Source organism: Leclercia sp. UBA5958, assembly GCF_002430365.1.
In the GTDB taxonomy this organism is placed as follows: domain Bacteria; phylum Pseudomonadota; class Gammaproteobacteria; order Enterobacterales; family Enterobacteriaceae; genus Enterobacter; species Enterobacter pneumoniae.
On sequence record NZ_DJCE01000012.1, the window covers coordinates 133,057 to 157,160 of the forward strand.

23 protein-coding genes and 3 tRNA genes are annotated in these 24,104 nt (G+C 51.2%); 12 read left to right on the top strand and 14 right to left on the bottom strand.

Features of this window, described 5'->3' with window-relative positions; genetic code table 11:
• Window position 1: 1 nt before the first annotated feature.
• The 3 genes from B2Q93_RS18945 to B2Q93_RS18955 form a co-directional block, all read right to left on the bottom strand.
• Window positions 2-2,527: a fimbria/pilus outer membrane usher protein gene (locus B2Q93_RS18945; protein WP_414672039.1), complete on the bottom strand. Its 2,526-nt coding sequence runs from the start codon at window positions 2,525-2,527 to the stop codon at window positions 2-4.
• 43 nt (window positions 2,528-2,570) lie between these two features.
• Complete coding sequence (locus B2Q93_RS18950; RefSeq protein WP_286934073.1) at window positions 2,571-3,266, bottom strand: fimbrial biogenesis chaperone; 696 nt, start codon at window positions 3,264-3,266, stop codon at window positions 2,571-2,573.
• Window positions 3,267-3,329: 63 nt separating this feature from the next.
• Entirely contained in the window at window positions 3,330-3,893 is a 564-nt protein-coding gene (locus tag B2Q93_RS18955) for a fimbrial protein (protein ID WP_040077527.1), read from the bottom strand.
• A 1,025-nt stretch (window positions 3,894-4,918) separates the two neighbouring features.
• On the opposite strand from B2Q93_RS18955, the gene B2Q93_RS18960 reads away from it, so the two are divergent.
• Window positions 4,919-5,494, top strand: coding sequence for a transcriptional regulator (locus B2Q93_RS18960; protein WP_286934075.1), 576 nt, complete (start codon window positions 4,919-4,921; stop codon window positions 5,492-5,494).
• A gap of 81 nt (window positions 5,495-5,575) precedes the next feature.
• Here B2Q93_RS18960 and epmB read toward each other — a convergent pair whose 3' ends face one another.
• Window positions 5,576-6,604 (bottom strand): EF-P beta-lysylation protein EpmB, encoded by a 1,029-nt coding sequence (epmB, locus tag B2Q93_RS18965; RefSeq protein WP_212478510.1) that lies wholly within the window; start codon window positions 6,602-6,604, stop codon window positions 5,576-5,578.
• Between the two features lie 40 nt (window positions 6,605-6,644).
• On the opposite strand from epmB, the gene efp reads away from it, so the two are divergent.
• The 3 genes from efp to ecnB all read left to right on the top strand — a co-directional run bounded on the left by efp (window position 6,645) and on the right by ecnB (window position 7,659).
• The gene (gene efp, locus B2Q93_RS18970; protein WP_040077524.1) at window positions 6,645-7,211 is read left to right on the top strand and encodes an elongation factor P; all 567 of its coding nucleotides are present in this window, start codon (window positions 6,645-6,647) and stop codon (window positions 7,209-7,211) included.
• A gap of 60 nt (window positions 7,212-7,271) precedes the next feature.
• Window positions 7,272-7,403 carry an entericidin A/B family lipoprotein gene (locus tag B2Q93_RS18975; protein ID WP_072056347.1) on the top strand — a complete coding sequence of 44 codons (132 nt, stop codon included), beginning with the start codon at window positions 7,272-7,274 and terminating at the stop codon, window positions 7,401-7,403.
• A 109-nt stretch (window positions 7,404-7,512) separates the two neighbouring features.
• Window positions 7,513-7,659 carry a lipoprotein toxin entericidin B gene (gene ecnB / locus B2Q93_RS18980; RefSeq protein ID WP_039055654.1) on the top strand — a complete coding sequence of 49 codons (147 nt, stop codon included), beginning with the start codon at window positions 7,513-7,515 and terminating at the stop codon, window positions 7,657-7,659.
• 19 nt (window positions 7,660-7,678) lie between these two features.
• Here the strand turns inward: ecnB and B2Q93_RS18985 are convergent, their stop codons facing one another.
• Window positions 7,679-8,293, bottom strand: coding sequence for a helix-turn-helix transcriptional regulator (locus tag B2Q93_RS18985; RefSeq protein ID WP_046885482.1), 615 nt, complete (start codon window positions 8,291-8,293; stop codon window positions 7,679-7,681).
• Window positions 8,294-8,561: 268 nt separating this feature from the next.
• Here B2Q93_RS18985 and sugE point away from each other — a divergent pair, with 268 nt between their 5' ends.
• Entirely contained in the window at window positions 8,562-8,879 is a 318-nt protein-coding gene (gene sugE / locus B2Q93_RS18990) for a quaternary ammonium compound efflux SMR transporter SugE (RefSeq protein ID WP_040077522.1), read from the top strand.
• On the opposite strand, the gene blc is transcribed toward sugE, so the two are convergent.
• The 5 genes from blc to frdA form a co-directional block, all read right to left on the bottom strand.
• Window positions 8,876-9,406 (bottom strand): outer membrane lipoprotein Blc, encoded by a 531-nt coding sequence (gene blc, locus B2Q93_RS18995; protein ID WP_286934076.1) that lies wholly within the window; start codon window positions 9,404-9,406, stop codon window positions 8,876-8,878. The two genes, sugE and blc, sit on opposite strands and share 4 nt — an antisense overlap.
• Before the next feature lie 83 nt (window positions 9,407-9,489).
• Entirely contained in the window at window positions 9,490-9,849 is a 360-nt protein-coding gene (gene frdD, locus B2Q93_RS19000; protein WP_040077519.1) for a fumarate reductase subunit FrdD, read from the bottom strand.
• Window positions 9,850-9,859: 10 nt separating this feature from the next.
• Complete coding sequence (gene frdC, locus B2Q93_RS19005; protein ID WP_040077518.1) at window positions 9,860-10,255, bottom strand: fumarate reductase subunit FrdC; 396 nt, start codon at window positions 10,253-10,255, stop codon at window positions 9,860-9,862.
• 10 nt (window positions 10,256-10,265) lie between these two features.
• Window positions 10,266-11,000, bottom strand: a complete 735-nt coding sequence (locus B2Q93_RS19010) for a succinate dehydrogenase/fumarate reductase iron-sulfur subunit (protein ID WP_207292851.1) — start codon at window positions 10,998-11,000, stop codon at window positions 10,266-10,268.
• Complete coding sequence (frdA, locus tag B2Q93_RS19015; RefSeq protein WP_286934077.1) at window positions 10,993-12,783, bottom strand: fumarate reductase (quinol) flavoprotein subunit; 1,791 nt, start codon at window positions 12,781-12,783, stop codon at window positions 10,993-10,995. Before frdA ends, B2Q93_RS19010 begins: the two co-directional genes overlap by 8 nt.
• 309 nt (window positions 12,784-13,092) lie before the next feature.
• Here frdA and epmA point away from each other — a divergent pair, with 309 nt between their 5' ends.
• Entirely contained in the window at window positions 13,093-14,070 is a 978-nt protein-coding gene (epmA, locus tag B2Q93_RS19020; protein WP_286934078.1) for an elongation factor P--(R)-beta-lysine ligase, read from the top strand.
• A 38-nt stretch (window positions 14,071-14,108) separates the two neighbouring features.
• Here the strand turns inward: epmA and mscM are convergent, their stop codons facing one another.
• The 3 genes from mscM to rsgA form a co-directional block, all read right to left on the bottom strand.
• Window positions 14,109-17,432 carry a miniconductance mechanosensitive channel MscM gene (gene mscM / locus B2Q93_RS19025; RefSeq protein WP_046885479.1) on the bottom strand — a complete coding sequence of 1,108 codons (3,324 nt, stop codon included), beginning with the start codon at window positions 17,430-17,432 and terminating at the stop codon, window positions 14,109-14,111.
• A gap of 16 nt (window positions 17,433-17,448) precedes the next feature.
• On the bottom strand, window positions 17,449-18,417 hold the full coding sequence (asd, locus tag B2Q93_RS19030; protein ID WP_040077511.1) for an archaetidylserine decarboxylase: 969 nt from the start codon (window positions 18,415-18,417) through the stop codon (window positions 17,449-17,451).
• Window positions 18,418-18,514: 97 nt separating this feature from the next.
• Complete coding sequence (rsgA, locus tag B2Q93_RS19035) at window positions 18,515-19,567, bottom strand: small ribosomal subunit biogenesis GTPase RsgA (RefSeq protein WP_286934080.1); 1,053 nt, start codon at window positions 19,565-19,567, stop codon at window positions 18,515-18,517.
• A gap of 107 nt (window positions 19,568-19,674) precedes the next feature.
• On the opposite strand from rsgA, the gene orn reads away from it, so the two are divergent.
• The 4 genes from orn to B2Q93_RS19055 all read left to right on the top strand — a co-directional run bounded on the left by orn (window position 19,675) and on the right by B2Q93_RS19055 (window position 20,717).
• Window positions 19,675-20,220: an oligoribonuclease gene (gene orn, locus B2Q93_RS19040; RefSeq protein ID WP_040077508.1), complete on the top strand. Its 546-nt coding sequence runs from the start codon at window positions 19,675-19,677 to the stop codon at window positions 20,218-20,220.
• Between the two features lie 205 nt (window positions 20,221-20,425).
• Window positions 20,426-20,501 (top strand) — tRNA-Gly (locus B2Q93_RS19045).
• 32 nt (window positions 20,502-20,533) lie between these two features.
• A tRNA-Gly gene (locus B2Q93_RS19050) sits at window positions 20,534-20,609 on the top strand.
• A gap of 32 nt (window positions 20,610-20,641) precedes the next feature.
• Window positions 20,642-20,717: transfer RNA gene (locus B2Q93_RS19055), tRNA-Gly, on the top strand.
• A gap of 268 nt (window positions 20,718-20,985) precedes the next feature.
• Here B2Q93_RS19055 and queG read toward each other — a convergent pair.
• Complete coding sequence (gene queG, locus B2Q93_RS19060; RefSeq protein ID WP_040077506.1) at window positions 20,986-22,125, bottom strand: tRNA epoxyqueuosine(34) reductase QueG; 1,140 nt, start codon at window positions 22,123-22,125, stop codon at window positions 20,986-20,988.
• Between queG and nnr the strand changes: the two genes are divergently transcribed.
• Window positions 22,124-23,650, top strand: a complete 1,527-nt coding sequence (nnr, locus tag B2Q93_RS19065) for a bifunctional ADP-dependent NAD(P)H-hydrate dehydratase/NAD(P)H-hydrate epimerase (protein WP_286934082.1) — start codon at window positions 22,124-22,126, stop codon at window positions 23,648-23,650. The two genes, queG and nnr, sit on opposite strands and share 2 nt — an antisense overlap.
• Window positions 23,643-24,104: a tRNA (adenosine(37)-N6)-threonylcarbamoyltransferase complex ATPase subunit type 1 TsaE gene (gene tsaE, locus B2Q93_RS19070; RefSeq protein ID WP_040077504.1), complete on the top strand. Its 462-nt coding sequence runs from the start codon at window positions 23,643-23,645 to the stop codon at window positions 24,102-24,104. The genes nnr and tsaE overlap by 8 nt, the downstream gene beginning before the upstream one ends.

Below are 24,104 nucleotides of genomic sequence, written 5' to 3' on the forward strand. Positions count from 1 at the left end.
ATTAGCGGCAAACCACTGTTGTTTGCGCAATACTTCCTGTAACTGAAGCTAAATTATATGATGCGGTACACTGTTGTTCTGCATTTGTACCCCATTTAGCATAAACCTCACCCGTGTCTTTCAGACCTGACATGTAAACCATGCCTGCATCGGAAACGATACTGGCCTGGGCTTTAGGTGTGGCAGAGGAGGTTACCATTGCACCATAAGGGACGTCTGCACCTGATAGCTGTTTCAATATGAGGAATGCCCGACGGCCGATATTACCCTCGAAATCTGCGCTTACGATTGCGCCTCGGGTAGGTACCACTTTTTTCGACGTAACAGGTAATTCCATATTGTCGGCTAATGTTGTGCTGTCGAGTGTAATACCGGTTCTGCGATAAGGGCTGACGTAAGGAACGATGGCATATCCACGAGAATCAGTTTCAATTGTTGAATCAGACTCCAGCCGAACATGACTGAGCCCGGGAGCCTTAACCAATGCTGCAGTGTCTGACATTTCCTGTCCAAAGGTGATCCCATTCTCATGGAGCAAGACACCGCCACTGGCGCCATAGTTGATCTGTTGGCTACTGCTACTGTAACTGTAACCACCGTTAACTGAGCCTTTCGAGCCTTTGTACGAGCTGTAGACGCCTCCACTGGTACTGTCGCGGTTGCTATAACCTTGCTGAACGTTCCAGTCCAGCTGGTTGTTTTCTAATGCAACGCCATTTAATGAGACAAATTGTTCAGTCGATCCCGGGTTACTATTATTCAATTGATACGAAGCATAAGTGTTCGGCAACCAATCGGCTAACGGTACGGAGATGTTCAAAGAGAAAAGATGGTTGTCTTCTTTTATTTTATCGCTTTGGCTATTTTCCCAGCTATATCTGCTATAGCTGTAACCCACATAGTAGTTAATTCTTTTCCAGCCGCCATTATAGCCAATGCTTAATGACTGATTTTTACGGCTGCTATCCCAATAGTCTTCAAACAGACCGGTGACGGCAATATTCCCAAGGCCATCGCCGAGGCTTTGGTTTACCGTTAAGTTTGTTCTGTTACGCACTGAACGCGAAGTCCTTGATAGCGTGTCACTTACGTAAGTATCAAGAACCTCTGAGAGGGTATTAAAACCTTTAGTAGAATAGCGGTAGCCAGCTACCGTGATATTCGTACCGGTTTCAATGATATTTTTACCATAACGAATACGCCATGATTGACCTGAAGTTTTATCTTCATCTTTTCTTTTTGACCAGGCTTGGGTGATGTCCGCGGAGATTGCACCAATTTCGCCAAGGTTATGACCAATACCGAATACTAAAGACTTATATTTAGATGCCGCCTGCAAGCCCGTATAGAAGGTGGTGTTACTGAATGCCCCATAACTAACGGTTGCCTGAGTGAAAGGTGTTTCATCGGTATTGTTGTCATAAGGGCGGTATTTACCGCTCGTCACTTCATACTCGACTTGCCCTTCGCGAAGCATTAATGGCAGCGATGCAAATGGGACTATAAATTTTTGTTCTGTTCCATCTGCTTCTTCTACAGTTACATAGAGATCTCCGTTACCACCCGTAGCATACATATCATTAATTTCAAACGCGCCAGGAGAGACAAAAGCCTGATAGACCTGGTATCCGTTTTGTTTGACAACAACACGCGCATTGGTTTTTGCAATGCCTCGAATAACAGGAGCATAACCACGAACGCTTTCCGGTAACATATCGAGATCGGTGCTTAATTGTAAGCCAGTAAAAGGAACGCTATCAAAAATATTCGATAGAGATGAACTTTCACCTAATACCAGGGTGCTCTTCAGTGGCACAATACTTCTTTGCGCATATAAATAGACAGAATCCCATTCTGATTTATTGCCGTCAGTTTTACTCCATGCACCTAAATTACGGATTCGCCATGGACCAACGTTCAAACCTGACTGCAGGTTGAGATTGTAACTTTCATGCTCATTCTCAAAATCTTTACCACCGGTAAACTGGTAGTTGGCTAAAAGGCTAGTTATGCCCTCATCAAATTCTTCAACAGGTATTACGTCTTGCGCTATATGTGTTAATGCGGCTTGAGGTATGGATATATTTAATTGTTGCGTATTGAAGTTGAATTCAGCTTTGAAATCAGGAATAATATTTGTATTAGTGCAACCTTTAGTATCTTCCTTCAGATCAGGAAATGCACTCAGACGTAAGCCATAGGCAGAAAGCTTGGTTAGGCTGAGACAAGGAACGAGTGCAATCCCATCGTTTTTAGCGACTTCGACGAAATGTACTGTCGTTGTTTCGATGTACTCATTGTTGAGCATGACTTCAACGCGATATTCCCCAGGTGCCTGGGCATTCTGGGTTGCATATATCGATAAATCCGGCAACTTTGATGTGTCGTTTTGACCAACACTTCGTATGAATGCAGGATCAAAAAAATCACGAGCAGCAACATTGCCACTGAAGCCAATCAGTAATGCTGGCATCAGCGCCACAAATTTTTGGGATACTCCTGCTAGGATGTGCTCCCTTTTTTTTATGAATGCAGACATAGTTTCACCCTAACCGGTCAGAATTTTTAAGTTATATTGATGATGAATATTCCGGACCCGCGCTTCCATATTCGGTTGCGACGCTCCATGTGACTTTTCCTCCAGTTATCCCTGCTGGCAAGTCTGCTTGTTTTGATTCAAACGCCTCAATGTTAGGAATGTTATCGACCATTTCTTTTCCATTTATTTTCACTGATGTAAAATAAATGAAAAATGGAGTCGGGTTTTCAATGGTGATTTTTCCGTTACTTTTCCGCCATTTTATTTTCTTTGACTCTTCAATCACGGATAATTTTTGTATTACTTTTGGACGATAGATCAATCGCATTCTGTGGCGAACCGCAAGCTGTAGCCTATTCTGACTCTCTGCGTCGTCACTGTTTGTTGGCGGAATCGACATTACGTTGAAATAAAATAATGTATCTCTGTCTTTTGCTGCAGATGAGATATGTGCATTGGGAAAAATGCGGACAGTGTTTTTCTGTTTACCCTCTAATCGAAAAAGAGGTGGGGTCACCATAAAAGCGGAGACTGTACTTGTACCTGATGCTTCAACCCATGATTTCATCAGGTAAGGTGTATCATCTTTGTTATCTAACTGGGCGCTGATTTCACGCGAGCCCTCTTTATAAAGATAACGAGTGGACTCGACAACCACGCCGCCATTAGCTACGAAACTGGTGGAGCAAATTAACATTGCCACTAATTTTAATAATGACTTGCGCATAATGTATTCTCAAAAAAATAAAAGCAAAACAAAAGGGCCTGCCGTAGCAGGCCCCTCAAACGATCAATAAGTAATAGTAAAGGTAGCAACACCTTTTACATCACCAGCAGTTACGCCAGTTGCAGTTTTAACATATGCTGCTTTATAACTCAGGATGGTTGGGCTACCGGCTTTATAAGCAACGGTTTTTGCTTCAGTACCATCGAATTTAACGCGGGTAGAGTCACCATTGATCAATGCGATACCTGTTTTCGCTGCAGGATTTGCTGCTTCGTTAGTCAGAATCTGAGGCTGACCTGAAACATAGTTACCTGCAACGTTCACAGTCAGATTACCTGTGTACGCATTGCCACCTTTCTTACAATCTTCAATTTTGTAAGTGATATCTTTTGCAGAGGCTAATACCGGAACGTTGGCAGCAGCGGCTTCCAGTACAGTTGCTTTGACGTTGTCCAGTACCACGGTACCACCGCTGATAGCACCAGCACCTGGGGTAACGTTACAGGATTCATCAGAGTTAGACACGGTACCGTGAATAACCAGTTGAGCTGTGTTGCCAGCTGCAAATGCCTGAGCGCTCAGAACTGTTGTTGCGGCGACTAAAACGGCGAGAATATTCTTTTTCATTTGTTTGTTCCATTCATATAAAACGACAGCAATCCTATTTAAGTAGCGGCTAATGCATGCGATTAGGCCTACCCTTTTGCTCCTGGGCACAAACCTTTTATCTATCGCCATGCGATGGTAATCAGAGGTCTATGCAACGAGAAAGCTGAGTAAATGTATTTCTTTTTATGTGTGTGCGCATATGAATTTGATTGAATTAAATATCATGTTGACAGAAGCAGGGATCATTTAGTTTTTTTATAGATGGTAGATTCTGGTTATAGTCGCAAGATGAATTTAATTTTGTTGGTGAATTGTTTGGTTGTTAATAATCGCTCTTATCCTGTTTGTATTGATTTTTATTTACTAAGAAGAATAATTTAACGTTGAATTAAGATATGTTTAGTTGCAAGGCATTCTTCCCGCAAATAATTCATGTTCCAGTCATACTTTAGCGATGCGATAATGGAGGGCTTTAGCCACCTTATTGTTAGTTGTTTGAGTATCACAATAGGGTGCTTGTCGCCTTTGATGGATACGCTATTCAGAAAAATAACCTGCCATAACCTTCATAAATTCATAACAACTATCAGCATTCTCTTCCCTCTGACATCACATTGCCTGGTTAGCATTAGAAATCAATAAATCAGAATGAAATAGAACTACATTCGATTTTTCCGAGCCACACATCAATACTGGGTTTCCATGGGCTGCGGGGATTTGGATAAGACTTCTAAAGTATCCAACTGCATGAATAGTATGATTTATTTATGTATCTGATAAACGGTAGCATTGTTTAAGCTAACTTTATTCTCATTTCAGTATAATCAAAGAGTTAAAAATGATCTTAGACATGTTTTTTGGCTGCGAGTGGTATCTTTCATCGAATACGGAAATTATGATACGATATTCAGCTGTTGTTTGTAGGTCATCATGAATCGGTAGGGTTCATACATCAAAATCGTTGTGATGAAATGATTTCACAGGTGGTTGGGAATAACCGCTACGTTTTAACCGTCTTGACAGTAAAGGAAGGCTGAAAGGTTATGGCATATAATTTATTTCTAATAAATAAAGAAATTATTTTCGATGTCAATTCATGCGAATTGAGAACGCTTAAACCTGATGGTACAAAGGTGACTCTTAATGCGCCAACTGCGCGTTGCTTGCAGCTCTTAATTGAAAATGGCGGAAAGGTTGTTTCACGCGATGATTTCCTGGAGCGCGTCTGGATGGCCAGAGGTATTGTTGTGTCACAGAATACCTTTTATCAAAATATTTCGTTATTAAGGAAATCCCTTAAAAAAGCAGGTTTGACTGATGAAATCATTGTTACTGTGCGCCGAAATGGGTTTATTCTTGCCCCAGGTACGCATCTGGAGATCGTTGAGGAGAAGGACAGTGAGAATACTATCCCATCAACGACTATCTCAGGACATGCTTCCATAAAAAATCAGCCGGGTGCTCTCACAGGTTACAACGTTATGGACAATAACGCAGCGCCTTCAGGCTCTTCGGGCGTGATTTTGAAATTACCGAAATGGGTTATAGTACTTTTTGTTATTTTGATAGTCGCTGAGCTTATTTCCCTCATTATCAAACATTTTAAAATGTTATTTTAAGCTTATGGATATTTTAAGTTTAGAATTAGAGGGATTTGGATTCTTGTCCGGATAGAAAGGGATACCCGGACAACTATGATTTTAATGTTGCTTAAGGCCTAGATCGAGTGTCGTCTTACTAGGCTCTCCGCCTATTTCTCGCGTCAATTTGGGTACCAGATACCCAGAGATACTGGCCATCAACTCGCGCATGATCGCCCGCGCTTCACTATCACTCACCATAAAATGAGCCCCTCCCTGAACCTTGTCCAAAACATGGAGATAATAAGGGATGATTCCGGCATCAAACAGTTTGTTGCTTAGGGCCGCTAGCGTAAACGCATTATCATTGACACCACGCAACAAGACGCTCTGGTTGAGCAGTGTCACACCCGCTTTTCGTAGCCGTGCCATTGCTTGACTGAATTCTTCATCAATCTCATTGCCGTGGTTTATATGGTTCACGAGCAAGATTTGTAACGATGAGGCTGCAAAGCGTGCAACTAGCGGTTCTGTAATACGTGCCGGGATAACAATCGGCAAACGGCTATGAATCCGCAGCCGCTTAATATGTGGAATGCTCTCAAGCTGCGTCATCAGCCAATCCAGCTCATGGTCTTTCGCCATAAGCGGATCGCCGCCGGAGAAAATAATCTCATCCAGCTCCGGATGCTGGGTAATGTAATCCAGTGCACCTTGCCAGTTGCGCTTGTTGCCCTGATTATCAGCGTAAGGGAAGTGGCGACGGAAACAGTAGCGACAATTTACCGCGCAACCTCCTTTTACAAGCAGCAAAGCCCGATTGCGGTATTTGTGCAGCAAACCCGGCACGACGCTGTTCTGCTCGTCGAGGGGATCGGTGCTGTATCCCGGGGTAGAAATAAACTCTTCTTGAGAAGTAAGTACCTGTCTTAAAAGAGGATCGTTAGGATTGCCTTTCTCCATTCGCGCAACAAACGCGCGGGGGACACGCAGCGCAAAGAGGCGTCTTGCCTCTCTACCTGCAAGCAATGTTTCATCGGCGTCCAAATCTAAAAGACGAAGCAGTTCATCAGGACTGGTGATTACATCGGCAAGTTGCGATAACCAATCTTCTCTGGATGGGGTATTTAGGGTTACAATATGCGCCATTTTGTGGCTTAGCTACCAATTAACAATTTCAGAGGGCCTTATGGCGACTTACTATAGCAACGATTTTCGTGCCGGTCTCAAAATCATGATGGACGGCGAACCGTACGCGGTTGAAGCCAGTGAATTCGTTAAACCCGGCAAAGGTCAGGCATTCGCACGTGTTAAGCTGCGCCGCCTGCTGACGGGTACCCGTGTTGAGAAAACCTTCAAATCCACCGACTCTGCAGAAGGCGCAGATGTTGTCGATATGAACCTGACTTACCTGTACAACGATGGTGAGTTCTGGCACTTCATGAACAACGAAACCTTCGAGCAGCTGTCCGCTGATGCAAAAGCTATCGGTGATAACGGCAAATGGCTGCTGGATCAGGCTGAGTGCATCGTGACCCTGTGGAATGGCCAGCCAATCGCTGTCACTCCGCCGAACTTCGTTGAACTGGAAATTATCGAAACCGATCCAGGCCTGAAAGGTGATACCGCAGGTACAGGTGGCAAACCCGCTACGCTGTCTACTGGCGCAGTGGTTAAAGTTCCGCTGTTCGTACAGATCGGTGAAGTTATTAAAGTGGATACCCGCTCTGGCGAGTACGTATCCCGCGTCAAGTAATGCACTCTTGATCGAAGGCGCAGCGTTTGCTGCGCCTGATTTTTTTGAGGTTCAGGGAAGATGAAACGTAAAATCGCTCTCGTCTTGATGATGACTATCGCAGGCACTTTGCTGTGCGGATGCAATACCGCGCGCGGTGTTGGTGAGGATATTCAGGGCCTGGGCCACATCATTTCTCGCGCTGCCAGTTAATCTCTTCTCATTTATTCCTAAAATTTTTCCCTTTTCCGTCGAATGGCGCGATTTTGGCTATGCTTAAGTGGCTATACAAAAATAACTTTGGCTTAAAAAGGAAGAAATTATGGTTAAGAAAACAATTGCAGCGATCTTTTCTGTTCTGGTGCTTTCATCAGTTTTAACCGCCTGTAATACCACCCGTGGGGTTGGTGAGGATATTTCTGACGGTGGCAGCGCAATCTCTGGCGCCGCAACGAAAGCACAACAGTAATGCTGAACGGTACGGGGCTTCAGGTCACCGTACCGTCCAGTTGATGTTCAGGTAGTGATAAAAACGGCGAATACCGCGTATCCATATGTAGTTTCATACGAATATTTCGTTTGTAGGTGTACACGGTTTTGCCGTTAATACTCAGCTTGCTGGCAATCTTTTGATTACTGTCCCCCTCCATCCATAGCGATAACACTCTCTCTTCCTGTTTGGTCAATAATGGCGTCACCATATACGCAGGCTCACATACTTCGTGAGTGGTGAGCGCGTCGTTAATGGTTTCGGATAGGGTGTCCAGAGCCGTGTTTTTTTGTAATGATGCCCAAACCGGAAAGCGCTGCATAAATGCAGACATCTCTGGCGCTTCGCCCGTATGCAAAGAGATAAAAGGAACATTTTCACTGGCCGCCATCAGAGGAGAGAGCTGCTCAAGATGGTGTATATCTGACTGAAAACCGTTTAAATCAGCAATAACCAGTGCCGGTTTCCACTGCAAGATATGCTCTTTGGCAAGAAAGAGGTTATTAAGACTGGTAACTAACAGGGAGTGTGGAAACAGCCCTGAATGATTGAGCCACTCTTCTAGCCCGGTGCGGGTGAAGTGACATCGGTCAATCAAAAGTATTTTGAACATATTATTTTCGCAATCGGTAAGAGGTGGCTACGATCTGCTCTCGGCAAGCCCCCCATCATAGGGAAGTCCGATGAGTGGTAAATGCCTGAACTTCGTAGCTAACAGCGCCTATTTCTTGCTTTTAAGCTCTCATTTATTCGCTGAATAAATATATTGAATTGTGAACCCATGCTCTTCACAATGAGAATGACCTACCTTTATGGGACGACCCATAAAGGCTTTCGCATCGGGGACGGCCCCATACTGTTTTCTAAGTTAAGGAGCCCCTATGTCCTGGATTATTCTTTTTATTGCCGGCTTGCTGGAAGTGGTATGGGCCATTGGCCTGAAATATACCCATGGTTTTACCCGCCTGACTCCAAGCATCATCACTGTCTCCGCCATGATTATCAGTATTGTTTTGCTCTCCTGGGCGATGCGTTCGCTACCGGTAGGGACGGCCTACGCGGTGTGGACGGGTATCGGCGCGGTGGGCGCTGCTATCACAGGGATTTTGCTTCTGGGCGAGTCAGCGAGCCTGGCACGAATTGCCAGCCTCGCGTTGATCGTTGCCGGAATCATTGGGCTAAAACTCAGCACCCATTAGTGTGGCTGTTCAATCCACATTAATTTGCTGACGTCGAAACCCTGACGGGTCGCAACATCGAGGAGCTGCTGTTTCATCTCTGCCGTGACCGTTGGCGTACGAGACAGCAGCCAAAGATAGTTGCGATCCGGTCCGCATATCAGCGCATGCTGATAGTCTCGATCCAGTCCAATGACATTATACCCACCATAGAAGGGGCCAATGAAAGAGACTTTCAGCGCCCCTCTGCTCGGCGAGCCAGTAAAATAAGCTTTCCCTTTCACCTGCTGCCACATTCCACGCTCAGCGTTATAGCCCCGGTTGATGACCTGGATGCCGCCGTCGCGCATCGGGCTATAGTTTGCCGTCACTTTCTCTAATCCGCGTTCAAAACGGTGGTCGTAGCGGGCGATCTCATACCAGTTACCCAGGAAACGTTGGGCGTTAAAATTATTCACGACGGTGACGCCAGGCGGCGGGGTAGGGGTACTACAGGCAACAACCAGAAACGCAGCGGCAATAGCAGCGAAAGCAGGCAGGATGCGCATAGAGATGTCCTGAGAGGTTTTTTGTTAAGTGTAGAACCTGGCGAGAAATTTGCTCTCCTGCCGCGACAGGAGAGCGAGGATAATTACATAAATACGACAGCCACCAGCGTGACAACGGTCAGGATCGCCGCCAGACCATAAAATACCCACTTACCGTTTGGCACATGGATTTTCAGGTCGTGCATGGCATGATGGATACGGTGTAACCCACACCATAGCGGCAGAACGATCATCAGGAAGATGAAGACGCGACCGATGAAGCTGTGGGCAAAAGCGAGTACTCGCTCATAGCTCAGGGCATCACCGGGATACAGTCCCAGCGGCAGCATAATTCCCACCAACAAGATGATCGCAGGCGCGATAATGGCGCACCACATGCCGCCTGCGCCAAATAGTCCCCAAAAGAGAGGTTCATCAGATCGTTTTGGATTTTGATTGATCATACTGGCCTCCTTACCAGAACAGGGCAACGCCAAGGATCACCACAGTCACAACGGCTGTGACTACCCAAAGCCCTTTGATCACAGGCTCTGGCCCCATTTTTTCGCCTTTGACGATAATGTTGGCCGCTTTAGGCGCCAGCTCAAACCAGGTTTTGGTATGTAGCAGCGCGGCCGCCAGCACAATGATATTTAGCAGCACCACTATGGGATTTTGCAGGAAACCCACAAATCCGGCCCAGGATTCCGGACCGTGCTTCAGGGCAAACAGGCCGTACATCAGTTCAATGCTGAACCACACCGCGGGGACTGCCGTACCTTCGCGCAGCATGTAGAAGCGATAAAACGGCAGATTTTTCCACCAGGTGGACGGCACTGGCCGTATATAGGCTTTGCGTTTAGTCGTCATTACGCACTCCTTAGCGTGGTTTCAGGGTGGCGATAAGAAAGTCTTTCGAGCTTTCAACTTTACCCTGCTGGATAGCGGCGGCCGGGTCGACGTGCTTCGGACAGACTTCCGAGCAGTAACCCACAAACGTACAGGTCCAGACACCGTTCTGGCCATTGAGCTGTGCCATACGCTCTTTTTTACCGCGATCGCGGCTGTCTTCGTTATAGCGGTGTGCCAGCGTGATGGCGGCCGGGCCGATGAACTCCGGGTTCAGGCCAAACTGTGGACAAGCAGCGTAACAGAGGCCGCAGTTGATGCAGCCGGAGAACTGATGGTATTTCGCCATCTGTGCCGGCGTTTGCATATTTGGCCCCTGATCCGGGGTGCGTGGGTTACCAATGATGTACGGTTTAATTGCCTCCAGGCTTTCGATAAAGTGGGTCATATCGACAACCAGGTCGCGCTCGATCGGGAAGTTGCCCAGGGCTTCTACCTTGAGGCCTTTAGGGTAATCTCGCAGGAAGGTTTTACAGGCAAGCTTCGGCACTTTATTGACCATCATGCCGCATGAACCGCAAATCGCCATGCGGCATGACCAGCGGTAACTCAGGTCCGGGGCCAGATTATCTTTTATATAGCCGAGCGCATCCAGCAGGGAGGTTTGCTCGTCATAGGGCACTTCATAGAAAGCGCTGTGCGGTGCGGAATCCACTTCCGGGTTGTAGCGCACCACTTCAACTTTCAGCGTTTGCATCTCAGCCATTCGCCGTCTCCTTCTTATCGGCTGCTTCCGCTTCTGCACCGTACACACGCTTCGCCGGTGGCAGCGTAGTAATCTTCACATCGCTATAGTCCAGTCGCGTTGTGCCGTCCGCATCGCGATAAGCGAGGGTATGCTTGAGGAAATTGACATCGTCGCGCTCGGTGCAGCCTTCATCCAGACGCTGATGCGCGCCACGTGACTCTTTGCGTGCCATTGCCGAGTGAGCCATACATTCGGCTACGTTCAGGCCGTGGCCCAGTTCAATGGTGTACAGCAGGTCGGTATTGAACACGCTGGAGGAGTCGGTAATACGTACGCGTTTAAAACGCTCCTGGAGCTCCGCCAGTTTGTCGATGGTTTTCTGCATGAGCTCAGGCGTACGGTAGATGCCGCAGCCCTCTTCCATGGAGAGGCCCATCTCATCGCGGATCTTCGCCCAGTTTTCACTGCCTTCCTGGTTAACGAGCGCTTTCAGGCGTTTTTCGACATCCGCAGCCTGTGCATCCAGCGCGGCACTATTGGCCTCGCCTGAGGTTGCTGCTCGCGCCATCGCTTTTTCGCCTGCCATGCGGCCAAAGACTACCAGTTCGGCCAGCGAGTTGGACCCCAGACGGTTTGCCCCGTGCAGGCCTACTGAGGAGCATTCGCCCACGGCAAACAGCCCCTGAATACGGGTTTCACACTGCTGATCGGTTTCAATGCCGCCCATGGTGTAGTGTGCTGTCGGGCGTACCGGAATGGGCTCTTTCACGGGGTCCACGCCCACGTAGGCTTTCGCCAGTTCACAAATGAACGGTAGGCGTTCAAGTAACTTTTTCTCGCCCAGATGACGAAGATCCAGCCAGACCACATCGCCGCGCGGCGTCGGAACCGTGTTGCCTTTACGCCACTCGTGCCAGAATGCCTGAGATACCTTGTCGCGTGGGCCAAGCTCCATATATTTATTCTTCGGCTCGCCGAGTGGAGTCTCAGGGCCCATGCCGTAATCTTGCAAATAACGGTAGCCATCTTTATTGACCAGGATCCCGCCTTCACCGCGGCAACCCTCCGTCATCAAAATGCCCGAACCCGGCAGGCCGGTAGGGTGATATTGCACAAATTCCATGTCACGCAGCGGCACGCCGTGGCTGAGCGCCATACCCATGCCATCGCCGGTAACGATGCCGCCATTGGTGTTATAGCGATATACCCGGCCTGCACCCCCGGTCGCCATCACCACCGCATTCGCACGGATCTGCACCAGCGTGCCTTCCATCATATTCATCGCCACCAGGCCGCGCGCGTGCCCGTCATCGACCAGAATATCCAGCACGAAGTGCTCATCGAAGCGGTGAATTTGTGGGAACTGGAGGGAGGTCTGGAAGAGGGTGTGAAGCATATGGAAGCCGGTCTTGTCGGCGGCAAACCAGGTGCGCTCAATCTTCATGCCACCAAAACGGCGCACATTGACGCTGCCGTCCGGGCGGCGGCTCCACGGGCAACCCCACTGTTCCAGTTGCGTCATCTCGGTTGGGCAATGATGTACGAAATAATCGACGACATCCTGCTCGCAAAGCCAGTCGCCCCCGGCGACGGTGTCGTGAAAATGGTACTCAAAGCTATCATGATCCTGCGCAACGGCGGCAGAACCGCCTTCCGCGGCAACCGTATGGCTGCGCATGGGATAAACTTTGGAAATCAGAGCGATTTTAGCGTTCGGATTGGCCTGCGCTGCAGCAATTGCAGCGCGTAATCCTGCTCCGCCAGCGCCAACGATGGCGAGATCGGCTTGAAAGGTTTGCACGACATTCCTCCAGATATTGTTATTTCGCATCACGGCGACCATCAAGAGGGTTCTTTTCCGAATGGGCGGATGCAAAAACGATTCCACTGCTCCTTTATGGGTAAAGCAGTATAGCCGCACAGACGTGAGGGAAATTTGACGTGTTCGATTTTTTTGCGGTTCTACCGCGCGATTTATCATCGTGATTGATGAATTGCGACACGCAATTAATGTCCTAAATAAAAAATGGCTATTTCACTGTGCAAAATTTGTCTCCGCTCGGGGTAACGAGTAGACTTCGTCCCCTTGTCTGAAATCGGAGAAAATCTCATGAGCGAAACGGCCACCTGGCAGCCGAGCGCATCCATCCCAAACCTGTTAAAACGCGCAGCAATTATGGCGGAAATTCGCCGTTTCTTTGCCGATCGCGGTGTGCTGGAGGTGGAGACGCCCTGCATGAGTCAGGCGACGGTGACTGATATTCATCTGGTCCCGTTTGAAACCCGTTTTGTTGGACCTGGCCACTCTCAGGGGATGAACCTCTATCTGATGACCAGCCCGGAATACCACATGAAGCGCTTGCTGGCGGCGGGTTGTGGCCCGGTATTCCAGCTATGTCGTAGTTTCCGTAATGAAGAGATGGGACGTCATCACAACCCTGAGTTCACCATGCTGGAGTGGTACCGTCCGCATTACGATATGTATCGCCTGATGAACGAGGTGGACGATCTGCTGCAGCAGGTTCTGGAGTGTGCGGAAGCCGAAACGCTCTCTTATCAGCAAGCATTCCAGCGCTATCTGGAGATTGATCCTCTTTCAGCGGATAAAACCCAGCTACGTGAAGTGGCAGCCAAACTCGATCTGAGCAATGTGGCGGACACCGAAGGAGATCGCGATACCTTACTGCAACTGCTGTTTGCCTTTGGCGTTGAGCCACAGATTGGTAAAGACCGCCCGACGTTCGTCTATCACTTCCCGGCAAGTCAGGCCTCGCTCGCGCAGATCAGCACCGAAGATCACCGCGTTGCGGAACGTTTTGAGGTCTATTACAAGGGCATTGAGCTGGCGAATGGCTTCCACGAATTAACCGATGCTCGTGAACAGCAGCAACGTTTCGAGCAGGATAACCGCAAGCGCAATGCCCGCGGTCTTCCGCAGCAGCCTATTGATACTAACCTGCTGGACGCATTAACAGCCGGTCTTCCGGACTGCTCCGGCGTCGCGCTGGGCGTAGACCGTCTGGTGATGCTGGCGCTGGGCGCCGAGCAACTGGGCGACGTGATTGCCTTTACGGTCGATCGCGCGTAATTCTTTTTCACCCTCTCCCGCAGGAGAGGGTGAAGGCGTTACAAACTTCCCGCTGGACGGGAACGCGCCGCCGACGTCAAAGTTCTTCCCGTCTTACGCCCATCCAGACTTTCCAGACGCATCTGGAAAGGCGGGAACGGCATTTCCAGGCCATGCTCACGGAAGCCAGCGAGAATCAGCTGGTGGATCTCATGACGCAACGGCATACGATGGCCCATTTCAGCGGCATAAATGCGCAGTTCGAAGATCTGTATCCCCTGCTGAAGGTCAACAAGGAAGACTTCCGGTTCCGGTGTGTTGATCACCAGCGAGCAGCGATCGGCCGCCGTATAGAGGATCTTCGTCACCTCTTCGCTGTCGGCATCGGAAGGGGCGGGCACGGTTAAGACCACACGCGTCACCGAATCCGACAGTGACCAGTTGATAAACTGCTCGGTAATGAACGCTTTATTCGGCACGATGATCTCTTTGCGATCCCAGTCGCTGATGGTGGTCGCGCGGGTATTGATCTTCGTAATACTGCCCGTCAAATCGCGGATCGTCACGGTATCGCCGATACGAATCGGTTTTTCGAACAGGATGATCAGGCCAGAAATGAAGTTGGCAAAAATCTCCTGCAAACCAAAGCCGAGCCCCACACCCAATGCGGCGACCAGCCACTGCAGTTTCGACCACTCAATACCAATCATCGAGAAACCGACCAGCCCACCCAGCAGCAGGATCAGGTATTTGGTGATGGTGGTAATGGCGTAGCCGGTGCCTGGCGTGAGATCCAGATGCTGCAGCAGGGCGAGTTCCAGCAGGGCAGGGAAGTTCCGTACCAACTGGGTGGTGATAATCAGCACCAGAATTGCGATCAGAACGGCGCCAAGCGTGATCGGTTCAAGGCTCTCAACGCCCTGGACGGTTGAGGTGGCATCCCACAGGGAGATGTTCTCAAGGAAGCCAAACGCCGAGTGAATTTCAGACCACAACACGATCACTGACAGCAGGGCAATCAGCATCAGAATGGAACGCACCAGACGCAGAGACTGGGTACTGATGGCATCAAGGTCCAGCTCAACCTCATCAATCTCCGCGGTGCCTTCAGTGCTGGTGGTGTGCTGCGGTTCGTCCTCACCACGGGCGCGCTGGGCAAGAATTTCCGCGCGGCGATGTTTAGCCCGATCGAAAGCCAGACGCCGCCGCTGAATCAGCATCCAGCGACGGATAATGTGATACACCACCAGCAGCAAGAACCAGATGGCGACCGAGGTCTCAAGACGCGCCAGCAGGGCCTGAGCGGTAGCCAGATAGCCTACGGCAGAGGCCAGAATGGCAACCAGCGGAGCGCTGAGCAGCATATTCCAGAGCAGACGGTTAAACATATTGTCGCCGCTGCCGGTTTTATCGACATAGAGCGGGATCCCCGCACGCTTCAGGCTCAGGGTAACTATCGCCAGCGCGCCACAAATCAAAATAAAGCACAGGCGGCCAAGCGAGCCAGAAAATTCTCGGTCGCTCAGGTTATCGAACATGATCAGCGCCATGATGAGCGGCACAATCAGCCCGATGCTCATCAGGTAGTAACGCATCGCTCGTGTGACGCGATGACGCGGCCAGGCGAAGTGGGTAATAAAAAGCCCATTGGGTCTGGCAAAAGTGGCGCAGATCATAACAACCCATAGCAGCGGTACCGTAGCGGTTACCCCATCGCCGATTGCTACGGCCAGCGGATAAGGCCAGGCTTCACGCAGGCCGTAACCCAGCGTCATCCACAGCACCGGCAAGGGTGACGCCACCAGGATAGACCAAAACACGGTACGCAGAGTGAGCCAGAAATGGTCTTGCGTCACTTTCCCAACTTTAGCGCTAGAACGTTCCAGGAAGCGAGTAAAGTGGCGGCGGGAGTAGATACTGCATCCGACCAGAATCAGCGCCCCCAGCAGCGGGAATATGGTCTCCTTACTGGTCAGCATCATGATGCTGGCTTTGCCGAGTTGATTGACAGTATCCAGCGAGATGAGGCGCCGTAAATCCTGCACAATTTCAATCGGCCAGGAGATGGTCATCGGGCGTACGTCAGACGTCCAGAACAGATAGCGGTGGGTCGCCTCGTTCACCTCTTTCAGCGCATCTTCGAGCTGGCTGTTAGACACCTTCAGCTTGGTCAGCTCCAGAATCAGGGTATCACCACCCTGCAAAAGCGAGTTCAGCAGTTCACGCTGAGTACGCAACTGGGCTTCCAGAATGCGATTTTGCTCGGCTGTCAGCGGCGCGCCGTCGGCCTGGCGGATCTGACGTAGCTGCGGCTGTTTGTTGAGTTGATCCTCATAGCGCAAACGCTGCACTCGCAACTGCGCCAGCTCGGTATCAAGTTGCTGTGGTTTCGGCATCTCAGGCAGACGTGCCACCTGGGCACGCAGGGCTTCGCCAAGCAGATTCGACGATCCCAGCCACTGAGACTGTTCGCGCAGGGTATTTAGCGCCTGGCGTACCTGTAAGGTTTGATTGGTGGCCTGACGCTGCTGCGATGCGACCAGATCCATCCGCTGGGCCTGCTGGTTAAGGGCAGCCGACAGCTCACGGTTCACTTTGAACTGGGCGATCAGGTCCGGTGGCAAGTTGGCGCTGTTTTCAGCCAGCAGTTCTGTGCTCTCCAGCGCGCGTTCTGCTTCGCGCTGGCGCTGGCTATTTAACTGATTACGTAGGGCCTGTAAGTAGCCATCAAGCTGTTGGCTCTGCTTCTGCGCAAGCTCAGAGCGCATACGCGCCAGTTCCTGTCGGTTATTCGCAGACAGCTGTGCCAGCTCAAGTTCATCCACCAGCGCTTTGAGTTTGGCGGACTCGGCCTGAATGGCGATATTTTGCGCCTGACTCTGGGCTGTGTTGCCGGCTTGTGTTCCTACGCGTCGCTCAACGTCATTAAGCTGTCGGCGGGCGTCGGTTTGCTGTTGCGGCAGTTGGTTCAGGGAGTCGCCGATTTCACGGGCGCGCTCTTGCTCTTGCTGCGCCTGACGGCTTTTTTCCAGCAGTTGGCTACTGACCTGCAGGATCTCCTGATTGAGGGCGTCGGTGGTCATTCCCACTGGCACCTCACGCGGTTCATCGCGCAGGTTATTCAGCTGAGAGCGTAACGTCTGAGAGAGTTTGGGGAAGTTATCGATAACCTGCTGATATTGCTGAGCGCGCTCGAGGGAACCTTTACGCTCCTCGAGGGCGTTCAGTGCGGTCTGGAGTGCCTCAACGGCTTCAGGCTGCGCGGGTTTAGCCGCTTTCGCCTGCTCCAGCTCCTGGGTTATCTGTTTGGCATCAGGGGCCGTCGCAGCGTACGCCCCCGTACTGAGGCACCAGGCCATCAGAAAAATGATAATCGGGCGCACGTCAGCGGTCCTTTAATTAGCTTTCAGCTTTCTTATCGTCAACAAGCGGGCTGGCGTCAAGTTCAGCGGCAATCTCTTCCTCAGCAAGCGGGGCAGGTTCCGCGTCCGGCGTAACGAAGGTCTCGGTAGAGAGGGCTAACGGTTGGCCAATCTTCGTTACGGAGAGGCTCTGCAACGACTCGACCAGATCCACCTTGCCCGGTGCGAACAGGTTGATAACGGTCGAGCCGAGTTTGAAGCGACCCATCTCCTGGCCTTTCAGCAGAGCGACGGAACCTTCGCTTTCACCTTCAGGCCATGTCCAGCGCTTGATCACGCCTTCACGCGGTGGCGTGATGGTGCCAGCCCAGACGGTTTCAATGCTGCCCACAATGGTCGCACCGACTAAAATCTGCGCCATGGGGCCAAATTCAGTATCAAACAGGCAAATGACGCGCTCGTTACGGGCGAACAAATTCGGTACGTTCTGCGCGGTCAGGTGGTTAACGGAAAAGAGGTCGCCCGGTACGTAGATCATTTCGCGCAGAATACCGTTACAAGGCATATGCACACGGTGGTAGTCGCGCGGTGACAGGTAGGTGGTCACGAAAGAGCCATTGCGGAACTTGTCAGCCATCAGGTAGTTACCTGCCAGCAGTGCTTCCATGCTGTAGTTATGGCCTTTCGCCTGCAAAATCTTATCTTCTTCGATTTTACCTAACTGGCTGATGACCCCATCGGCAGGCATGACCAGGACATTTGGGTCGGTATTTAGTGGGCGAACTTCGTCGCGCAGCGGGCGAACAAAGAAGTCGTTAAAGGTGCGGTAGCTGGCTGTATCCGGCTTCTGCGCCTCTTTCATGTCGACCTTGTAATATTTTACGAACAGGTCGATTACCAGCTTTGTCAGCCAGCCCGCTCGTTTGCTCGCGCCCCAGCCCGCCAGGCGAGTGAGCCACAGTTTTGGCAGAATGTATTGAAGCGAAAGTTTAAATGAGTTTAACAAGGTAGCCTCCAGGCCATTGTTTTGTCGTTCCTGATCCGGCTGTTAACAGCCGGAACCTGAAAATGGGGGACGATTTTAGCGACGCTAAGCTTAGTTGTCAGTCATCAGATTCAGAAAAGCTTTTACGCGTTTTTACCTGAGACATGCTTTCGAGAATGCGGTGATAGTTTTCGAAACGGGTCTCCGCAATGTCACCGTTTTTGACCGCTTCGCGAATTGCGCAGCCAGGGTCGTTATCATGCTTGCAGTCGCGGTATTTACAAGCGCCTAAATAGTCATGGAATTCGACAAATCCGTTAAAGATTTGTTCCGGCTCGAGGTGCCATAAACCGAATTCGCGCACGCCAGGCGAGTCAATCACGTCGCCGCCATGAGGGAAGTGATACAGGCGTGAGGCGGTAGTGGTATGTTGGCCAAGTCCGGAGACATCAGAGACATCATTGGTCAGGATCTCTTTCTGCAGCCCCAGTAAGTTATTTAGCAGGCTCGATTTACCCACGCCTGATTGCCCGGCAAAGATACTGATACGGTCAGTCAATGCTTCTTCCAGCGGTAACAGTCCATCTTTTTTATGGCTGGAGACCATCAGTACCCGATAGCCAATCTTGCGGTAAATATCCATTTGTTCGTTCACGAACGCCATGCCTTCGTCGTCGAGCAGATCGATTTTATTCAGTACGATCAACGGCTCAACTTGCAAGGTTTCGCAGGCCACCAGATACCGGTCGATGATATTCAACGACAGCTCAGGCAATATGGCCGAAACGATGACGATCTGATTGATATTGGCAGCGATCGGCTTAACGCCGTCGTAGAAATCAGGGCGCGTCAGCACCGACGTGCGCTCATGTACCGCCTCTACGATGCCTTTTACCAGCACCCCTTCCGCTGCCACTTTACCTGGACGCCAGACGACGCGATCGCCGGTAACCAGTGAACGGATGGTGCGACGAATATTGCAGCGGTGCACGCTGCCGTCTTCAGATTCCACATCGGCGTGCATACCAAAGCGGCTAATAACCGTGCCTTCAGCCGTATCGCCAAACAGGTTGTCATCGTAGTCGGCTTTCTCCGCAGTGGTTTTAAGACGACGCTGGTGATTGGCTTTCACCCGGCGCTGCTGCCCCTTGGAGAGTTTATTTTTACTCAATCGTGCTGGCTCCTGGTCGCCCGTAACGGGCAAAACCTCTATGATACACACTAATCAATACTAGTTAACCTGCCGCGGCGGGTTATGCGAGAAGGGTGGAAAATAACATGAGCGCGGATGAAAATAACCTGATTTGGATCGATCTTGAGATGACCGGGCTGGATCCCGAGCGCGATCGCATCATTGAGATTGCGACCCTGGTCACCGATGCGAACCTCAATATCCTGGCGGAAGGGCCGACCATTGCGGTTCATCAAAGCGACGAACAGCTGGCGCTGATGGATGACTGGAACGTGCGCACCCATACCGGCAGCGGGCTAGTGGATCGTGTCAAAGCCAGTAACCAGGGCGATCGCGAAGCGGAACTGGCCACCATTGAATTTCTGAAACAGTGGGTACCTGCAGGTAAATCGCCTATCTGTGGCAATAGCATCGGGCAGGATCGCCGTTTTCTTTTTAAATATATGCCGGAACTGGAATCGTACTTCCATTACCGTTATCTGGACGTCAGCACCTTGAAAGAGCTGGCGCGTCGCTGGAAACCTGAAATCCTGGATGGCTTCAAGAAGCAGGGCACGCACCAGGCAATGGACGATATTCGTGAGTCAGTGGCGGAGCTGGCATACTATCGCGAACACTTTATTCAGCTCTGATTCAGGGCGTTGCCGGGTAGTGCTTGTGCCTTACCCGGCCGTCAGAAGGGCTGCATGGTGTAAAAACGCGCAAAGCGATGAATATTCCATCACTTGAACTGAATTTCTAAAAAAACGCTTTGAGGGGGGTTGCAGCTAAAAGGATTTCTCGTATAATGCGCCTCCCGTAACGACAGGATTTATTCGTTACGACAGCAACAGATTTGCGGGAATAGCTCAGTTGGTAGAGCACGACCTTGCCAAGGTCGGGGTCGCGAGTTCGAGTCTCGTTTCCCGCTCCAAAATTTGTTCGCTACGCAGTAAGACCACCCAAGCGGGAATAGCTCAGTTGGTAGAGCACGACCTTGCCAAGGTCGGGGTCGCGAGTTCGAGTCTCGTTTCCCGCTCCAAAATTTGTTCGCTACACAGTAAGACCACCCAAGCGGGAATAGCTCAGTTGGTAGAGCACGACCTTGCCAAGGTCGGGGTCGCGAGTTCGAGTCTCGTTTCCCGCTCCAAATTTTCTCTCCTCTTAGATATCCACAGCGAGAACCTTCGCCGCGGGTGATTTGTGTTGTTTCTGAAAAACTTTCCTCAACAGACTTATCCACAGGTTTGTTCGATTTGCGTCAATATGTAAAAACTTCGCCTGGTGAATAGTATCTTTATAACTCACTGAAATTTGGCAATAAAATTTCATTTCAAAATGTTATGGCGATCTCTTGACCTGTAAGCTACCCATGATGATTCCTCGGTTTTTAATTTTATTCACAGGGTGTGAATATATCACGCATCCCGCGGTAACCCTTTTTCGATCACCCTTACAAGGCGTTGTTTTTGCGGTAGCTGTACTTCGATAACGCACGCATTCCGCTTCTCAATCTGCTGCGCAATCGCCCATTCGATGTGTTCATCGAGAAGTGGGTGCTCACCTCTACGACTTTCCAGCGCCTGAATATTCGCCTCGCTCCACGGCGCATTGCCCAGCGCCACTGCGACATTTCGCAGCCAGCGTAAATGGCCGATGCGGCGAATAGCCGAACCTTCCGTTACCTTTAAGAACCAGGCTTCGCTCCAGGCAAACAGCTCGACAAGCGGTGGGGCATGTAGCGCCTTACGCGGGCTGAAATCATCTTCATCCGTTAACTGTGAATAGCGGTTCCAGGGGCAGATCAGCTGGCAATCATCGCAGCCGTAAATACGGTTGCCGATAAGCGGTCGGAACTCTTCAGGGATGGCCCCTTCCAGTTCGATGGTGAGATAAGAGATACAGCGGCGGGCATCCACCGTGTAGGGCTCAACAATCGCTCCCGTAGGGCAGATGGTCATGCAGGCCACACAGCGACCGCAGCCCTCTTCAACCGGGCTATCCACCGGGAGAGGGAGATCGATCAGTAACTCACCTAAAAAAAAGAACGAACCGGCATCACGGCTCAGGATAAGTGAGTGCTTACCAGTCCAGCCGAGGCCGGCTTTTTCCGCAAGCGGGCGCTCAAGAATAGGCGCAGAGTCGACAAAGGGTCTAAAATTCAGCGAATCGCAATGCTGCTGAATGATCTCGCCCAGTTTTTTTAGCCGGTTACGCAGAAGCTTATGATAATCACGCCCCAGGGCATAACGGCTCACGTAACCTAATGTTGGATCTTTCAGCGTGCGGGCAAATGCCGCATTAGCGGGAAGGTAGTTCATGCGTACGCTAATGACGCGTAGGGTACCAGGTAAGAGTTCATGCGGACGGGCACGCATCATGCCGTGTCGCGCCATCCACTCCATTTCGCCGTGGTATTGTTTATCCAGCCATGCCTGCAGTTTTGGCTCGCTGGCAGAGAGATCGGTATCCGTGATGCCGACTTTCTGAAAGCCAAGCTCGGCGCCCCACTGTTTAATATTTAGCGCTAACTGATTGAGATCGAGGGGCTGTGACATGACGGACCATACTGTGAAGAAAAACCCCGCAAGTATACCACATTCCATCTGGCCTGCGGATGACCTCCGTCGCGCCGAAAAAGAGGCTGCTGATAGCCTTGGCATTACCCTTTATGAGCTGATGCAGCGCGCGGGCGAGGCGGCGTTTACCGTGGCGCGTGAAGCCTGGCCGGATGCAGCACACTGGCTCATCCTTTGCGGGCACGGCAACAACGGCGGCGATGGCTACGTGGTGGCCCGGCTGGCGCTTGCCGCCGGGTTTAGCGTCACGCTGCTGGCATTAGAGAGCGACAACCCTTTACCAGAAGAAGCCCAGGCGGCAAGGGACGCCTGGCTTAACGCGGGCGGTGTCATTCATGCTCCCGACGTATGCTGGCCAGAAGAGGTCGATCTGATCATTGATGGGCTGCTTGGTACCGGGCTTCGCAGCGCGCCGCGCGACCCGGTTGCCGCGCTGATTGACCATGCTAATGCGCATCCCGCGCCCGTGATGGCGCTCGATATTCCCTCGGGATTACTGGCTCAGACGGGGGCCACGCCTGGTGCGGTCATTCAGGCTGCCCGGACGGTGACCTTTATCGCGCTAAAACCCGGTCTGTTAACGGGCAAAGCGCGGGACGTAGTCGGCAAGCTTCACCATAACGCCCTCGGGCTAGACGCGTGGCTGGCAGGGCAGGAGACGGCAATGACCCGCTTTGAGGCCAGTCAGTTGTCAGACTGGCTGGCACCGCGTCGGCCGACCTCGCAAAAAGGGGACCACGGTAAGCTGGTGATTATCGGTGGCGATCACGGTACGGCGGGGGCGATACGGATGACGGGTGAGGCTGCCCTGCGTGCAGGTGCAGGTCTGGTACGCGTGCTGACGCGCGCAGAGAACATCGCGCCTATTATCACTGCCCGGCCAGAGCTGATGCTGCATGAACTGACCGCGCACTCACTGGAAGAGAGCCTCGCCTGGGCGGATGTCGTGGTGATTGGACCCGGGCTCGGCCAGCAAGCATGGGGCAAACAGGCGCTGCAGAAAGTTGAAAACGTCCGGAAACCGATGCTCTGGGATGCCGACGCGCTGAACCTTCTGGCAATCAATCCGGATAAACGTCACAATCGCATCCTGACGCCACACCCTGGCGAGGCCGCGCGGCTGCTAAATTGCAGCATCGCAGAAATTGAAAGCGATCGCTTACTTTCTGCGCAACGTCTGGTACAACGTTACGGTGGTGTTGTCGTTTTAAAAGGGGCGGGAACCGTTGTAGCCTGTGAATCAGGCGCGCTGGGCATTATTGATGCCGGCAATGCGGGGATGGCGAGCGGCGGTATGGGTGATGTACTCTCCGGTATTATCGGCGCGTTGCTTGGACAAAAACTCCCTCTTTACGATGCCGCCTGCGCGGGTTGTGTAGCCCATGGCGCAGCAGCCGACAAACTTGCCGTTCAGTACGGCACGCGCGGTATGCTGGCCACCGATCTTTTTGACACGCTGCGGCGTGTTGTAAACCCGAATGTGATTGATGTAGAAAATGACTAATCGAGTGATTCCATTACCTGACGAGCAGGCCACTTTAGCACTGGGTAAACATCTGGCAGAGGCTTGCCAGGGCGCAACGGTGATTTATCTGTATGGCGATCTGGGCGCGGGGAAAACGACCTTTAGCCGCGGTTTTTTACAGGCGCTAGGCCACAAGGGTAACGTGAAAAGTCCCACTTACACCCTGGTTGAGCCCTACACGCTTGAAAATTTAATGGTTTACCATTTCGATCTGTACCGTCTTGCGGATCCCGAGGAGCTGGAATTTATGGGGATCCGCGACTATTTTGCCAACGACGCCATTTGCCTGGTGGAGTGGCCGCAACAAGGTGCGGGTGTCTTACCTGACCCGGATGTCGAAATCCACTTAGATTACCAGGCGCAAGGGCGTGAGGCTCGCATCAGCGCAGTCTCCTCATCAGGCAGTTCCCTACTGGCGCGTTTAGCCGGTTAA

Bases quoted from the DNA above. Each gene is read 5' to 3' on its own strand.
- B2Q93_RS18950 (WP_286934073.1), bottom strand. From the start codon at position 3,266: ATGCGCAAGTCATTATTAAAATTAGTGGCAATGTTAATTTGCTCCACC.
- B2Q93_RS18955 (WP_040077527.1), bottom strand. From the start codon at position 3,893: ATGAAAAAGAATATTCTCGCCGTTTTAGTCGCCGCAACAACAGTTCTG.
- B2Q93_RS18960 (WP_286934075.1), top strand. From the start codon at position 4,919: ATGGCATATAATTTATTTCTAATAAATAAAGAAATTATTTTCGATGTC.
- epmB (WP_212478510.1), bottom strand. From the start codon at position 6,604: ATGGCGCATATTGTAACCCTAAATACCCCATCCAGAGAAGATTGGTTA.
- efp (WP_040077524.1), top strand. From the start codon at position 6,645: ATGGCGACTTACTATAGCAACGATTTTCGTGCCGGTCTCAAAATCATG.
- B2Q93_RS18975 (WP_072056347.1), top strand. From the start codon at position 7,272: ATGAAACGTAAAATCGCTCTCGTCTTGATGATGACTATCGCAGGCACT.
- ecnB (WP_039055654.1), top strand. From the start codon at position 7,513: ATGGTTAAGAAAACAATTGCAGCGATCTTTTCTGTTCTGGTGCTTTCA.
- B2Q93_RS18985 (WP_046885482.1), bottom strand. From the start codon at position 8,293: ATGTTCAAAATACTTTTGATTGACCGATGTCACTTCACCCGCACCGGG.
- sugE (WP_040077522.1), top strand. From the start codon at position 8,562: ATGTCCTGGATTATTCTTTTTATTGCCGGCTTGCTGGAAGTGGTATGG.
- blc (WP_286934076.1), bottom strand. From the start codon at position 9,406: ATGCGCATCCTGCCTGCTTTCGCTGCTATTGCCGCTGCGTTTCTGGTT.
- frdD (WP_040077519.1), bottom strand. From the start codon at position 9,849: ATGATCAATCAAAATCCAAAACGATCTGATGAACCTCTCTTTTGGGGA.
- frdC (WP_040077518.1), bottom strand. From the start codon at position 10,255: ATGACGACTAAACGCAAAGCCTATATACGGCCAGTGCCGTCCACCTGG.
- B2Q93_RS19010 (WP_207292851.1), bottom strand. From the start codon at position 11,000: ATGGCTGAGATGCAAACGCTGAAAGTTGAAGTGGTGCGCTACAACCCG.
- epmA (WP_286934078.1), top strand. From the start codon at position 13,093: ATGAGCGAAACGGCCACCTGGCAGCCGAGCGCATCCATCCCAAACCTG.
- orn (WP_040077508.1), top strand. From the start codon at position 19,675: ATGAGCGCGGATGAAAATAACCTGATTTGGATCGATCTTGAGATGACC.
- nnr (WP_286934082.1), top strand. From the start codon at position 22,124: ATGACGGACCATACTGTGAAGAAAAACCCCGCAAGTATACCACATTCC.
- queG (WP_040077506.1), bottom strand. From the start codon at position 22,125: ATGTCACAGCCCCTCGATCTCAATCAGTTAGCGCTAAATATTAAACAG.
- tsaE (WP_040077504.1), top strand. From the start codon at position 23,643: ATGACTAATCGAGTGATTCCATTACCTGACGAGCAGGCCACTTTAGCA.